The organism is Hafnia sp. CBA7124 (assembly GCF_002355555.1).
Lineage (GTDB): Bacteria > Pseudomonadota > Gammaproteobacteria > Enterobacterales > Enterobacteriaceae > Hafnia > Hafnia alvei.
The window spans coordinates 291,238-304,785 of record NZ_AP017469.1; the positions used below are offsets into that span (position 1 = coordinate 291,238).

Consider the following 13,548-nt stretch of genomic DNA (forward strand, 5'->3'; position numbering starts at 1 on the left):
CCAACAGGTCTAACTCCGACAGGAGCCAATCCGTGAAAGACTTACTGAAGTTTCTGAAAGCTCAAACTAAGACCGAAGAGTTTGACGCGATCAAAATTGCTCTGGCCTCGCCAGACATGATCCGTTCTTGGTCTTTCGGCGAAGTGAAGAAGCCGGAAACCATTAACTACCGTACGTTCAAACCAGAACGTGACGGCCTTTTCTGCGCCCGTATCTTTGGGCCGGTAAAAGATTACGAATGCCTGTGCGGTAAGTACAAGCGTTTGAAACACCGCGGTGTTATCTGCGAAAAATGTGGTGTTGAAGTTACTCAGACTAAAGTACGTCGTGAGCGTATGGGCCATATCGAACTGGCTTCTCCGACTGCACATATCTGGTTCCTGAAATCACTGCCATCCCGTATCGGCTTGCTGTTAGACATGCCGCTGCGTGATATTGAACGCGTTCTGTATTTTGAGTCTTATGTCGTTGTCGAAGGCGGCATGACCAATCTGGAACGTCGTCAGATCCTGACTGAAGAGCAGTATCTGGACGCTCTGGAAGAGTTCGGTGACGAATTCGATGCGAAGATGGGTGCTGAAGCTATCCAAGGCCTGTTGAAAAACATGGATCTGGAAGCTGAATGCGAACAGCTGCGCGAAGAGTTGAACGAAACCAACTCCGAAACCAAACGTAAAAAGCTGACCAAGCGTATCAAGCTGCTGGAAGCGTTCGTTCAGTCTGGTAACAAACCAGAGTGGATGATCCTGACCGTTCTGCCGGTTCTGCCGCCAGATCTGCGCCCATTGGTACCGCTGGACGGCGGTCGTTTTGCGACTTCTGACCTGAACGATCTGTATCGTCGCGTCATTAACCGTAACAACCGTCTGAAACGTCTGCTGGATCTGGCTGCGCCGGACATCATCGTACGCAACGAAAAACGTATGCTTCAGGAAGCGGTTGACGCCCTGTTGGATAACGGTCGTCGCGGCCGTGCGATCACCGGTTCAAACAAACGTCCTCTGAAATCTTTGGCCGATATGATCAAAGGTAAGCAGGGTCGTTTCCGTCAGAACCTGTTGGGTAAACGTGTTGACTACTCCGGTCGTTCTGTAATCACCGTAGGTCCATACCTGCGTCTGCATCAGTGCGGTCTGCCTAAAAAAATGGCGTTGGAGCTGTTCAAGCCGTTCATCTACGGCAAGCTGGAACTGCGTGGTCTTGCTACCACCATTAAAGCTGCGAAGAAAATGGTTGAGCGCGAAGAAGCTGTCGTTTGGGATATCCTGGACGAAGTTATCCGCGAACACCCAGTGATGCTGAACCGTGCACCAACACTGCACCGTTTGGGTATCCAGGCATTTGAACCGTTACTGATCGAAGGTAAAGCTATTCAGCTTCACCCGCTGGTTTGTGCGGCATATAACGCCGACTTCGATGGTGACCAGATGGCTGTTCACGTACCGTTGACGCTGGAAGCCCAGCTGGAAGCGCGTGCGTTGATGATGTCTACCAACAACATCCTGTCACCTGCGAACGGCGAGCCAATCATCGTTCCTTCTCAGGACGTTGTATTGGGGCTGTATTACATGACTCGTGACTGTGTTAACGCTAAAGGCGAAGGCATGGTTCTGAGTGGCCCTAAAGAAGCAGAGCGTATTTATCGCGCTGGTCTGGCTTCTCTGCACGCTCGCGTTAAAGTGCGTATTACGCAAACCGAGAAAAATGCAGAAGGCGAATGGGTAACAAGTACCGGTTTGATCGACACCACCGTTGGTCGTGCGATTCTGTGGATGATTGTGCCTCAGGGCCTGCCATACAGCATCGTTAACCAGCCGTTGGGTAAAAAAGCGATCTCCAAGATGCTGAACACTTGTTACCGCATCCTGGGCTTGAAACCGACCGTTATTTTTGCTGACCAAATCATGTACACCGGTTTTGCCTACGCTGCGCGTTCAGGTGCTTCCGTTGGTATCGATGATATGGTTATTCCAGAGAAGAAAGTGGAAATCATTTCTGAAGCCGAAGCAGAAGTTGCTGAGATTCAGGAACAGTTCCAGTCTGGTCTGGTTACAGCGGGCGAACGTTACAACAAAGTCATCGATATTTGGGCTGCGGCCAACGAACGTGTTGCTAAAGCGATGATGGAAAACCTGTCTACCGAACTGGTTATTAACAGCAAGGGTGAAGAAGAGCGTCAGGTTTCCTTCAACAGTATCTTTATGATGGCCGACTCCGGTGCTCGTGGTTCTGCTGCGCAGATTCGTCAGCTGGCCGGTATGCGTGGTCTGATGGCTAAGCCAGATGGCTCCATCATCGAAACGCCAATCACCGCGAACTTCCGTGAAGGTCTGAACGTACTCCAGTACTTCATCTCTACTCACGGTGCTCGTAAAGGCTTGGCGGATACCGCACTGAAAACTGCGAACTCCGGTTACCTGACTCGTCGTCTGGTAGACGTAGCGCAAGACTTGGTCGTTATCGAAGATGACTGTGGTACCCACAACGGCATCGTGATGACTCCGGTTATCGAAGGTGGTGACGTTAAAGAGCCACTGCGCGATCGCGTATTGGGTCGTGTGACGGCTGAAGAAGTTCTGAAGCCAGGCACCGCAGATATTCTGGTTCCACGTAACACCCTGCTGAATGAAAAATGGTGTGATCTGTTAGAAGAACACTCCGTTGACATCATCAAGGTTCGTTCCGTTGTTAGCTGTGAAACCGACTTCGGTGTGTGTGCACACTGCTACGGTCGTGACTTGGCTCGTGGCCACATCATCAACAAGGGTGAGGCAATCGGGGTTATCGCGGCACAGTCCATCGGTGAACCGGGTACACAGCTGACGATGCGTACGTTCCACATCGGTGGTGCGGCATCTCGTGCGGCGGCAGAGTCCAGCATTCAGGTGAAAAACAAAGGTCATCTGAAACTGAACAACGCTAAGTTCGTTCTGAATAGCGATAAGAAGCTGGTTATTACCTCGCGTAATACCGAGCTGAAACTGATCGACGAATTCGGCCGTACTAAAGAAAGCTATAAAGTGCCTTACGGCTCTGTTATGGCTAAAGGCGATGGCGCTGAAGTCAACGGCGGCGAAACTGTAGCTAACTGGGACCCGCATACCATGCCGGTTGTTTCAGAAGTTAGCGGTTTCATCCGTTTCACTGACATCATCGATACTCAGACCATTACCCGCCAGACCGACGAACTGACCGGTTTGTCTTCTCTGGTTGTTCTGGATTCTGCAGAGCGTACCGGTAGCGGTAAAGATCTGCGTCCAGCACTGAAAATCGTTGACGCTAAAGGCGACGATGTATTGATCCCAGGCACCGATATGGCTGCTCAATACTTCCTGCCAGGTAAAGCGATCGTTCAGTTGGAAGATGGTACTCAGATCCATGCGGGTGACACCTTGGCGCGTATTCCTCAGGAATCCGGCGGTACCAAGGATATTACCGGTGGTCTGCCACGCGTTGCTGACCTGTTCGAAGCACGTCGTCCGAAAGAACCTGCGATCTTGGCAGAAATTACGGGTGTCATTTCCTTCGGTAAAGAAACCAAAGGTAAACGTCGTCTGGTAATTACTCCGCTGGATGGTAGCGAACCGTACGAAGAGATGATTCCGAAATGGCGTCAGCTGAACGTGTTCGAAGGCGAACGTGTAGAACGTGGTGACGTGGTTTCCGATGGTCCAGAATCTCCGCATGACATCCTGCGTCTGCGTGGCGTTCATGCTGTGACTCGTTACATCACCAACGAAGTGCAGGACGTTTACCGTCTGCAAGGCGTTAAGATTAACGATAAACACATCGAAGTCATCGTGCGTCAGATGCTGCGTAAAGCAACCATCGATAGCGCTGGTAGCTCTGAGTTCCTGGAAGGCGAACAGGTTGAGTTCTCTCGCGTTAAAATCGCGAACCGTGAGTTGGAAGCGAACGGCAAGATTGCGGCAACATACAGCCGTGACCTGCTGGGTATCACCAAAGCTTCTCTGGCGACTGAGTCCTTCATCTCTGCGGCTTCGTTCCAGGAAACAACTCGCGTTCTGACCGAAGCTGCCGTTGCTGGTAAGCGTGATGAACTGCGCGGTCTGAAAGAAAACGTAATCGTGGGTCGTCTGATCCCAGCCGGTACAGGTTACGCTTATCATCAGGATCGTGCTCGCCGTAAAGCTCAGGGCGAAGCTCCTGTTGCTCCACAGGTGAGTGCGGAAGAAGCTACTGCTAACTTGGCAGAGCTGCTGAACGCAAGCATGCGTGGCGACGACGAGTAATCGTTGATTCGTGCCTAATAAAAACCGCTCTTCGGAGCGGTTTTTTTATGTCTGAAATTTAGAAAATATCTTTAAACGAGGCAGGCTAACCGAGCTTCGGAGACTCGGTTAGCCTGTTTTGGTCAGCAGAGCTTAGAGGGATGAATGAGCTCTGACTAATGCCTTAGACTGCATCAGCGGATGTACTTTATGTTGCCTAATTTCTATTGCTACCCGATGTTTTTTAAACTGGAATATACGCTATTCAGAAACGTCTTTAGTTGCAGTGTTGCCTTTAAAACTGCGGCGTTCTTCCCAAATATCCATCCCAGTCTTTCCATACCGGCTGTAGCCCTGATGAAACTAGCGATGTTGCCACCTGAGCGGGAGTTCGTCCGTCGTGAGGCGTGAACTGTTCGAGCTCTGGATGATTATCGGCATAGCCTCCGGGCTGAGTTTTTGAAAATGCGCTGACGTTGTTGATAGCCAATGGTACGACGTTATCTCTGAATTCAGGAGATTCGCGCGTGGAGAGGGAGAGCTCGATCTCGGGGGCAAAAATACGAAATGCACAGATGGTTTGCACCAGCTGTGCTTCATCCATAATTGATGCCGGTTCGATACCACCGGTACAAGGGCGTAAGCGCGGGAACGAAATGGAGTATCGGCTCTGCCAATAAGTTTGCTGAAGCCACGTTAAATGCTCTGCAACCATAAAACAGTCGGTTCGCCAATTATCCGATAACCCAATCAGTGCACCTATCCCGATCTTGTCGATCCCTGCTTTGCCTAAACGATCGGGAGTTTCAAGTCGCCAAAAGAAATCCTGCTTATTTCCTTTTAAGTGATGTTGAGCATAGACCGAGGGATGATAGGTTTCTTGATAGACCATCACGCCATCTAACCCTAGCGTTTTGAGCTCTGCGTATTCTTCCTGTGCTAATGGCTGAACTTCCATCATTAGCGAACTGAAATGACGCCGGATTTTAGGTAAATGTTGGCGAAAATAATCCATCCCGACTTTTGCCTGATGCTCGCCGGTGACTAACAAAAGACTGTCAAACCCCATAGCGCGAATAGCTTCACATTCACGTTCTATCTCAGCCCCATCCAGCGTTTTGCGCTTAAGGCGGTTACTCATGGAGAAGCCGCAATAGGTACAATCGTTAGCGCACAGATTTGAGAGATAAAGGGGAACGTAAAACCCTACCGTGTTGCCGAAGCGTTGGCGTGTAAGCTGCTGTGCTTTGTATGCCATAGGCTCGAGATAGCCAGCCGCAGCCGGTGATAGCAGAGCCAACATATCTTCGCGATTGGGCCGCGCGGCCATTAATGCACGTTCAACATCGGCATTAGTTTTTGCATTGATTCTTAGCCCGATATCATCCCAGTTCAGCTGTTGCCAGCGTTGTGTGAAGGTTTCCACAATCTAAACCTCCTGTTTCGATGAACGCAAAAACCCGGTCAGTGGGCTGGTGGCGCTGGCATGATGGCTTGGAGACCCCAAACCGCTTTGGTAGGCAATCCGTCCAGCCTCAACGGCGAGTCTAAAAGCTTTTGCCATCGCCACGGGATCACGAGCAACAGCGATAGCGGTGTTAACCAAAACGGCGTCTGCGCCCAGTTCCATCGCTGCACTGGCATGGCTAGGGGCACCGATCCCAGCATCGACAACCACTGGGACCTTCGCTTGCTCAATAATGATTTGTAGAAACTCTCGGGTAATAATTCCCTGATTAGAGCCAATCGGTGCGCCAAGCGGCATGACGGCGGCACAGCCTACTTCTTCTAAACGTTTACACAGCACAGGATCGGCACCGCAATACGGTAGAACAACAAAACCCGCTTTCACTAATATTTCTGCCGCTTTGAGGGTTTCTATCGGATCTGGCAGCAGGTAGCGAACGTCGGGATGAATTTCAAGTTTCACCCAGTGAGTTCCTAGTGCCTCGCGAGCCAGTTTGGCCGCAAATACGGCCTCTTCGGCAGTTTTTGCCCCTGAAGTATTGGGCAGCAGGCTGGCATTAAGCTGACGCAGTGGAGCAAGAATGGCGTCGTTGCCACTTTTAAGATCAACGCGTTTCATTGCCATCGTAATGAGCTGAGAGCCAGACTCATTCAGCGCTGCGAGCATTTTCTCCGCCGAAGAAAACTTTCCAGTTCCGGTGAAAAGGCGTGAAGAAAACGTTTTATCTGCAATCTGTAACATCTCAACCTCCAGCAATAGCTTGGAACACCACAACGTCATCTCCTTCGGCAAGCTGCTGTGTTGCCCAGTGCTCGCGGGGGAGAATTGTTTGATTAAGCGCAAGCGCAGTGCCTTGCTGGTGTCGGCCTAGTTGTGTCAGTAAGTTCTCGACGCTGGTGGGAGTATCGAGCGTTATTTTTTCATCGTTGACGGTGATCTTCATACGCTATGTGCTCCGCATACTGGGCAGGCAGGAGCGCGTTTCAGGCCAAACGTACGCCAGCTTTGCTGACGCCCATCGAATAGCCGCAGTTTTCCAGCTAAAGCAGAAGGCATACCGGCGAGCATCTTGATGGCTTCTAGGGCTTGTAACGTTCCGATCACGCCAACAACTGGGCCAAGTACGCCAGCATTACGGCAATTGCGCTGAGGCTCCACGTCATCTGGCCATAGGCATCGATAACAGCCCTGTGCAAACGGTGGTTCAATGACCATCAGTTGCCCGCCAAACCCCACGGCACTGCCGCTGATCAACGGTTTATTTTGGGAAACGCAGGCAGAATTTACCGCCTGACGCGTAGGCATGTTGTCGCTACAGTCGAGGATTAAATCGACCTGTGCCACAGCTTCCCGAAGAGCGTCACCGGCTAAGCGTTCAGATAGGGTGATGAACTCCACCTGAGGATTTAGCGCCTGTAGGCGTTGCTTCGCCGTCTCTGCTTTGTATTGCTCCAGATCGCGGGTGGTATATAGGATCTGGCGCTGGAGATTGCTGATATGCAGACGATCGTCGTCGGCGAGCAGGATCTTACCAACGCCCGCAGCCGCCAAATACAAGGCTGCCGGAGCGCCTAATCCACCCAATCCAACAATTAAGACGCTAGCAGCGCTGAGATTTTCCTGCCCCTGAGAGCCAATTTCTTCGAGCAACAGTTGGCGGCTATAGCGCATAAAATCGTGATCGCTAAGCATCGTTGGCTCTCCGATTCTCTATGAGCTGTAGCAAAGTATCGGTAGCGGCCAGCCAGTCCGGCGCCTGCGTAATGGCGCTGACTACGGCAATGCTGCCGACACCACATTCCAGCACAGCGGGAACGCGATCGATACTGATCCCGCCGATGGCGACGGTGGAGTAATCAGGAATACGAGCAACCTGCCGTTTGAGATCGATAAGTCCCTGTGGCGCAGACGGCATCACTTTGGTTTGGGTGGGGAATATATGGCCTAATGCGATATATGAGGGGCGATAAGACAGAGCACGATCCATTTCGGCATCGTCATGTGTGGAAAGTCCTAGACGAAGCTGCGCGTTGCTGATCGCTTGAAGATCGGCGATATCCAGATCTTCTTGGCCTAGGTGGACGCCGTAAGCACGATGTTTAATGGCGAGCTGCCAATAATCATTAATAAATAAACGTGCCTGGTAGTGTCGGCCTAAGGCAATGGCGTGAGCAATATCAGACTCTACCGCCTGTTCTGGTAGATCTTTGATTCGCAACTGGATCGTGCGCACGCCTGCCTTAAGCAGGTGCTCAATCCATTCAACGCTATCGACAACGGGATAAAGACCAAGGCGTTGTTCGGTTGCTGGGAAGGTTAGTAAAGCCATTAGCTTTTCTCCGTTTGTAGGTTGCTGGCGGTGTGATAGATCTCGCTACCTTTCGCACGAAAGGCTTCAGACATCTGTGCCATACCCACTTCAACCGGTTGGGCTAACTCTTCCTGTTTTGCGGCATAGTCACGCACTTCCTGAGAGATCTTCATTGAGCAGAATTTTGGCCCACACATGGAGCAAAAATGTGCCACTTTGCCTGATTCTTGCGGCAGCGTTTCGTCGTGATAGGCTCTTGCCGTATGCGGATCGAGTGCCAGATTGAACTGATCTTCCCAACGGAATTCAAAGCGGGCTTTTGACATGGCGTTATCGCGGATCTGAGCGCCCGGATGCCCTTTGGCAAGATCGGCGGCATGCGCTGCGATCTTGTAAGTGATGAGGCCTTGTTTGACGTCTTCTTTGTTGGGTAATCCTAAGTGCTCTTTCGGGGTGACGTAGCAGAGCATGGCACAACCGAACCAGCCAATCATGGCGGCGCCGATGCCTGAGGTGAAATGGTCATAACCTGGAGCAATATCCGTTGTCAGTGGCCCCAGCGTATAAAACGGTGCTTCGTGGCAGTGCTCTAGCTCTTCGGTCATGTTGCGGCGGATCATCTGCATTGGCACATGCCCAGGGCCTTCGATCATGACCTGAACATCATATTCCCATGCAATCTTGGTGAGCTCGCCGAGCGTATGGAGTTCTGCAAACTGAGCTTCATCGTTAGCATCTTGAATCGAGCCCGGACGCAATCCATCGCCCAATGAGAGCGACACATCATAGGCTGCACAGATTTGGCAAATTTCACGGAAGCGCTCGAAGAGGAAGTTTTCTTTATGATGTGAAAGGCACCATTTGGCCATAATCGAACCGCCACGGGAGACGATCCCGGTTAGGCGCTTAGCCGTCATTGGAACGTAGCGTAACAGTACACCGGCGTGAATAGTAAAATAGTCAACGCCTTGTTCTGCCTGTTCTAGTAGCGTATCGCGGAAGATTTCCCAGTTGAGGTTTTCGGCAATACCGTTCACTTTTTCCAATGCTTGATAGATTGGAACGGTGCCGATGGGCACTGGGCTGTTGCGTAAAATCCACTCTCGCGTTTCATGAATATAGCGGCCGGTGGACAAATCCATCACGGTATCCGCTCCCCAACGGGTAGACCACACCAGTTTTTCCACTTCTTCTTCAATCGAAGAGGTAACGGCGGAGTTACCGATATTCGCATTCACCTTCACCAAGAAATTACGCCCAATAATCATCGGCTCTGATTCAGGGTGATTGATATTCGAAGGGATAATGGCGCGTCCGGCGGCCACTTCACTGCGGACAAATTCGGCCGTGATATCTTTTGGCAGCAGTGCGCCAAAATTTTGCCCAGGATGTTGCTGACGCAGTACATCGCCACGGATACGTTCGCGGCCCATGTTTTCACGGATAGCGATGAATTCCATTTCTGGCGTGATGATCCCCTGACGTGCGTAATGAAGCTGTGTTACACATTTGCCAGTTTTAGCGCGACGTGGCTGTGGCAGATTGTCGAAGCGTAAATGATCGAGCCCGTCATCGGCTAAGCGCTGTTGGGTATAGGCTGAGCTCAGCTGATCCAACGACTCGGTATCACCTCGTTCGGCAATCCATGGATGGCGCAGCGGCTTTAGGCCATTACGCACGTCTAAATCGGCATTGGGATCGCCATAGGGGCCTGCAGTATCGTAAACCGGGATCGGCTCGTTGGGCTCATACTGTGGGTTATCTTTGCTGCCGCCAAGCAGCGTTGGACTAAGCTGGATCTCGCGCATCGGCACGCGAATATCCTCACGCGAGCCGGTTAGGTAGATGCGTTGGGAGTTAGGGTAGGCTTCACCGCGTAGATGATCGATAAAGGCCTGAGCCTGCGCGCGTTGTTCACGGCGAGAAAGTGGAGCTTGGATAGTTTCTTTTTTATTCATAGACATAGCAAATTCCTACCAGTGTTCTGGTTTAACAATGATTAAAAATCAAGTTGGAGAATTGCTTGTCTGGAGCTCGGAGGGAGTAATAGATAGCAGGCACCCCATCAGCGATAGATAAATGCTGGTGGGTGCAAAGGATTACTCTTGTTCCCTTCGCGGGTATTAGCCCGATCAGGTTCCGCGGATCCCGAATTAACGGTCTCAGCCTGAAGTGGGAAAGGATCCCGCTCACTAGGCACTCCGACAAGAGTGCCCAGTGTAGGAGCGGGAGCACAAAACTGCAAGCTGTTAACTAAGCTGTAATGTCTATGCTACTTTCAGGCGTTATGCTGGGCGCGCCAATGAATCATCATTATCCGCAGCAGGCGTATTGGCTTGCCAGATGTCATAGGCAATTTGGATCAGGTTGTCTTCTAAGGCAAAACGGGCGGCTAGCGTTTCCCCAATGTGTGAAAGGGCGTCATGAAGAGCTAAGCACTCTTCTTCGCTCAGTTCATCATCGGTAAAGCGATCGTGGAACGCCATAATCAGCTTGGTATTATCGTGTAGCGCAGGATAGATTTTTTTTGTTACCGCCATGTGTGGGCTGTCATCGCCGCCAACCAGTTCTACGATACGATCGTAAACATGGAAATGGCCGGCTGAGAGGTAATCAACCAGATTGTGGCAGAAGTTCTCCAGCGCTTTTTCATTGAGCGGGGTATGCTTTTCTTTATTTGGTTTAATACCAACCAGTGCACAATAGGCCACGAGCAGTTGCTTGCGGGCTTGCAACCATTGGTCGATTAATTCATTACTACCACCTACGCGTTGAGTCAGATGTTCGAGACGGTTGAGCATATATTCAACTCCATGAGGTAAATGTTACAAATTAGCAACAATCGAATGCCAGATTAGCAGAGGTTTAATGTCAAAGATATGGAACAACAGTTAAAAGATGATGACACCGGCTGGTGGGTAATTAGTCATGAAGGTAAGGTCTGGCTACCCCGTGGCGATCTGCCTTTTGGTTCTGCCCTGCAATGGCAACTCAGCACCAAATCGGCGCACCAAATTGGCGAGTGGGAAGGACATCCCATGTGGTTGATAGAAGAGGCGCGTCGGCAAGATATGGTGTCAGTTCGCCAACTGATTGACGTTGATCGCGGCCTTTTCCAGCTCGTTGGCCGTGGTGTTCAACTGGCCGAGTTTTTCCGTTCGCATACGTTTTGTGGTTATTGTGGACATGAGATGTACTCCAGTCGCTCAGAGTGGGCAAGTATGTGCCCTAACTGCCGCCAGCGTTATTATCCGCAAATTGCGCCGTGCATTATCGTGGCTATTCGTCGCGGCGATGAGATCCTGTTGGCGCAACATAAGCGTCACCGGAACGGTATACACACCGTATTGGCGGGTTTTGTTGAGGTGGGCGAAACGCTTGAGCAAGCTGCCGCACGTGAAATTATGGAAGAGAGTCGCGTTCAAATTAAAAACCTGCGCTACGTTGCTTCTCAGCCGTGGCCGTTCCCGCACTCATTGATGGTGGCCTTTATGGCGGATTATGCAGGCGGAGAACTTCAGCACGATCCAAAAGAGTTATTGAATGCGGGTTGGTATCGCTATGACAATCTACCTCAGCTGCCGCCAGCAGGCACGGTAGCGCGGCGTTTAATTGAAGATACCGTAGCACTTTGTCGAGAAGACACAGAAGGCGAATAACGCATGCTACAATGCGATGAGATTATTTAGGGAGCCAAAGGATGACTGAACTGAAGAACGACCGCTACCTGCGCGCACTATTGCGCCAGCCTGTAGACATAACACCGGTATGGATGATGCGTCAGGCCGGACGTTATTTGCCAGAATATAAAGCCACCCGTGCTCAGGCCGGTGATTTTATGTCTTTGTGCAAAAATGCTGAGTTAGCCTGTGAAGTCACACTTCAACCGCTGCGCCGTTATGCGCTAGATGCGGCAATTCTGTTTTCAGACATTTTGACTATTCCTGATGCGATGGGGCTTGGACTCTATTTTGAAACGGGTGAAGGCCCTCGTTTCTCATCACCGATTACCTGTAAAGCCGATGTAGAAAAACTGCCCATTCCCGATCCTGAAGATGAATTGGGGTATGTGATGAATGCGGTACGCACCATCCGTAAAAATCTGGATGGACAGGTTCCACTGATTGGTTTCTCTGGAAGCCCGTGGACGCTCGCGACCTATATGGTGGAAGGCGGCAGCAGCAAAGCTTTCACCAAAATTAAAAAGATGATGTATGCCGAACCAGCAACGCTGCATCTGCTGCTGGATAAACTGGCCGATAGCGTGATTTTGTACCTCAATGCGCAGATCCGCGCTGGCGCTCAGTCAGTCATGATTTTTGATACATGGGGCGGCGTGCTGACAGGCCGTGACTATCGCCTGTTCTCGCTACACTACATGCATAAAATCGTTGATGGGCTGATCCGTGAACATGACGGTCGTCGTGTTCCCGTGACGTTATTCACCAAAGGTGGTGGTCAGTGGCTGGAAGCTATGGCTGAAACCGGCTGTGACGCGTTAGGTTTAGACTGGAGCACGGATATCGCCGATGCTCGTCGCCGTGTCGGTGACAAAGTCGCGCTGCAAGGCAATATGGATCCTTCCATTCTGTATGCGCCTGCGGCTCGAATTGAGCAGGAAGTCTCGACTATCCTAGACGGTTTCGGAGAGGGCACTGGGCACGTATTCAATCTTGGTCACGGTATCCATCAGGATGTGCCGCCAGAAAATGCAGGAACCTTTGTTGAGGCTGTCCATCGGCTTTCAGCTAAGTATCATCGATAGGACTTAAAGCATGGATATGCAAGCACTGCGCGAAGAGCAGGTGGAAAAAGCGAGCCAGATTGTTCGTATCGACGATCTAGGGTTTGAACAACCGACGCTTATCGCCGGTGCTGATGTGGGTTTTGAGCAAGGGGGCGAAGTTACGCGAGCGGCTATCGCAGTGTTACGTTATCCCTCCCTTGAGCTGGTGGAATACCAGATAGCACGTATCGAAACTCAAATGCCGTATATCCCTGGTTTTCTTTCGTTTCGTGAATATCCTGCGCTGCTCAAGGCGTGGGGTATGCTACAACACCGGCCACAGTTGGTGGTGGTCGATGGACAGGGAATTGCACATCCGCGTCGCTTAGGCGTTGCTAGCCATTTTGGCTTGCTTGCGGATGTTCCCACTATCGGCGTTGCTAAAAGCCGCCTGTGCGGCCAGTTTGCCCCTTTAGATAATGCCGTGGGTGCCTTGCAGCCGCTGAATGACAAACAAGAGCAAATTGGTTGGGTTTGGCGCAGTAAAGCACGCTGTAACCCGTTGTTTATATCAACGGGGCATCGTATCAGTTTGCCTACGGCTTTATCTTTTATTCAAAGCTGTATGCGAGGCTATCGCTTACCTGAACCCACGCGTTGGGCAGATGCCATCGCCTCTAATCGACCAGCTTTTCAACGCTGGTTACTCCAAGATTCTGATAATCGCGTGTAGATATAGGGATCTCTTGATTTTTCAGTTACACTGCGCCGGAATTATTTTTCAGAGACTTACTTTTCTCTAAGAGACTTA

The 13,548-nt window shown here is 51.0% G+C and carries 11 protein-coding genes and 1 riboswitch; of the genes, 4 read left to right on the plus strand and 7 right to left on the minus strand.

The window, feature by feature from the left end:
* Positions 1 to 32: 32 nt before the first annotated feature.
* Positions 33 to 4,253 carry a DNA-directed RNA polymerase subunit beta' gene (rpoC, locus tag CPY98_RS01395; RefSeq protein WP_025802789.1) on the plus strand — a complete coding sequence of 1,407 codons (4,221 nt, stop codon included), beginning with the start codon at positions 33 to 35 and terminating at the stop codon, positions 4,251 to 4,253.
* Between the two features lie 274 nt (positions 4,254 to 4,527).
* Here rpoC and thiH read toward each other — a convergent pair whose 3' ends face one another.
* From thiH to CPY98_RS01430, 7 genes are all read right to left on the minus strand, one after another.
* A complete protein-coding gene (thiH, locus tag CPY98_RS01400; protein WP_096386073.1) occupies positions 4,528 to 5,658 on the minus strand; it encodes a 2-iminoacetate synthase ThiH in 1,131 nt (376 codons plus the stop codon).
* A 3-nt stretch (positions 5,659 to 5,661) separates the two neighbouring features.
* The gene (locus CPY98_RS01405; RefSeq protein WP_096386075.1) at positions 5,662 to 6,441 is read right to left on the minus strand and encodes a thiazole synthase; all 780 of its coding nucleotides are present in this window, start codon (positions 6,439 to 6,441) and stop codon (positions 5,662 to 5,664) included.
* Between the two features lies 1 nt (position 6,442).
* Positions 6,443 to 6,643 carry a sulfur carrier protein ThiS gene (thiS, locus tag CPY98_RS01410; protein ID WP_025802795.1) on the minus strand — a complete coding sequence of 67 codons (201 nt, stop codon included), beginning with the start codon at positions 6,641 to 6,643 and terminating at the stop codon, positions 6,443 to 6,445.
* Complete coding sequence (locus CPY98_RS01415; protein ID WP_043490372.1) at positions 6,640 to 7,392, minus strand: HesA/MoeB/ThiF family protein; 753 nt, start codon at positions 7,390 to 7,392, stop codon at positions 6,640 to 6,642. Before CPY98_RS01415 ends, thiS begins: the two co-directional genes overlap by 4 nt.
* The gene (gene thiE / locus CPY98_RS01420) at positions 7,385 to 8,029 is read right to left on the minus strand and encodes a thiamine phosphate synthase (RefSeq protein ID WP_096386078.1); all 645 of its coding nucleotides are present in this window, start codon (positions 8,027 to 8,029) and stop codon (positions 7,385 to 7,387) included. Before thiE ends, CPY98_RS01415 begins: the two co-directional genes overlap by 8 nt.
* Positions 8,029 to 9,975, minus strand: a complete 1,947-nt coding sequence (thiC, locus tag CPY98_RS01425; RefSeq protein WP_046450429.1) for a phosphomethylpyrimidine synthase ThiC — start codon at positions 9,973 to 9,975, stop codon at positions 8,029 to 8,031. The genes thiE and thiC overlap by 1 nt, the downstream gene beginning before the upstream one ends.
* A 128-nt stretch (positions 9,976 to 10,103) precedes the next feature.
* A riboswitch (TPP riboswitch) is annotated at positions 10,104 to 10,225 on the minus strand.
* A 71-nt stretch (positions 10,226 to 10,296) separates the two neighbouring features.
* On the minus strand, positions 10,297 to 10,812 hold the full coding sequence (locus tag CPY98_RS01430) for an Rsd/AlgQ family anti-sigma factor (RefSeq protein ID WP_025802803.1): 516 nt from the start codon (positions 10,810 to 10,812) through the stop codon (positions 10,297 to 10,299).
* A gap of 78 nt (positions 10,813 to 10,890) precedes the next feature.
* Here CPY98_RS01430 and nudC point away from each other — a divergent pair, with 78 nt between their 5' ends.
* The 3 genes from nudC to nfi are packed head-to-tail and all read left to right on the plus strand — an operon-like array spanning position 10,891 to position 13,470.
* Positions 10,891 to 11,670: an NAD(+) diphosphatase gene (nudC, locus tag CPY98_RS01435; protein ID WP_025802805.1), complete on the plus strand. Its 780-nt coding sequence runs from the start codon at positions 10,891 to 10,893 to the stop codon at positions 11,668 to 11,670.
* A 41-nt stretch (positions 11,671 to 11,711) separates the two neighbouring features.
* The gene (hemE, locus tag CPY98_RS01440) at positions 11,712 to 12,776 is read left to right on the plus strand and encodes a uroporphyrinogen decarboxylase (protein WP_096386080.1); all 1,065 of its coding nucleotides are present in this window, start codon (positions 11,712 to 11,714) and stop codon (positions 12,774 to 12,776) included.
* Between the two features lie 10 nt (positions 12,777 to 12,786).
* Positions 12,787 to 13,470: a deoxyribonuclease V gene (gene nfi / locus CPY98_RS01445; RefSeq protein WP_096386083.1), complete on the plus strand. Its 684-nt coding sequence runs from the start codon at positions 12,787 to 12,789 to the stop codon at positions 13,468 to 13,470.
* Positions 13,471 to 13,548: the final 78 nt, after the last annotated feature.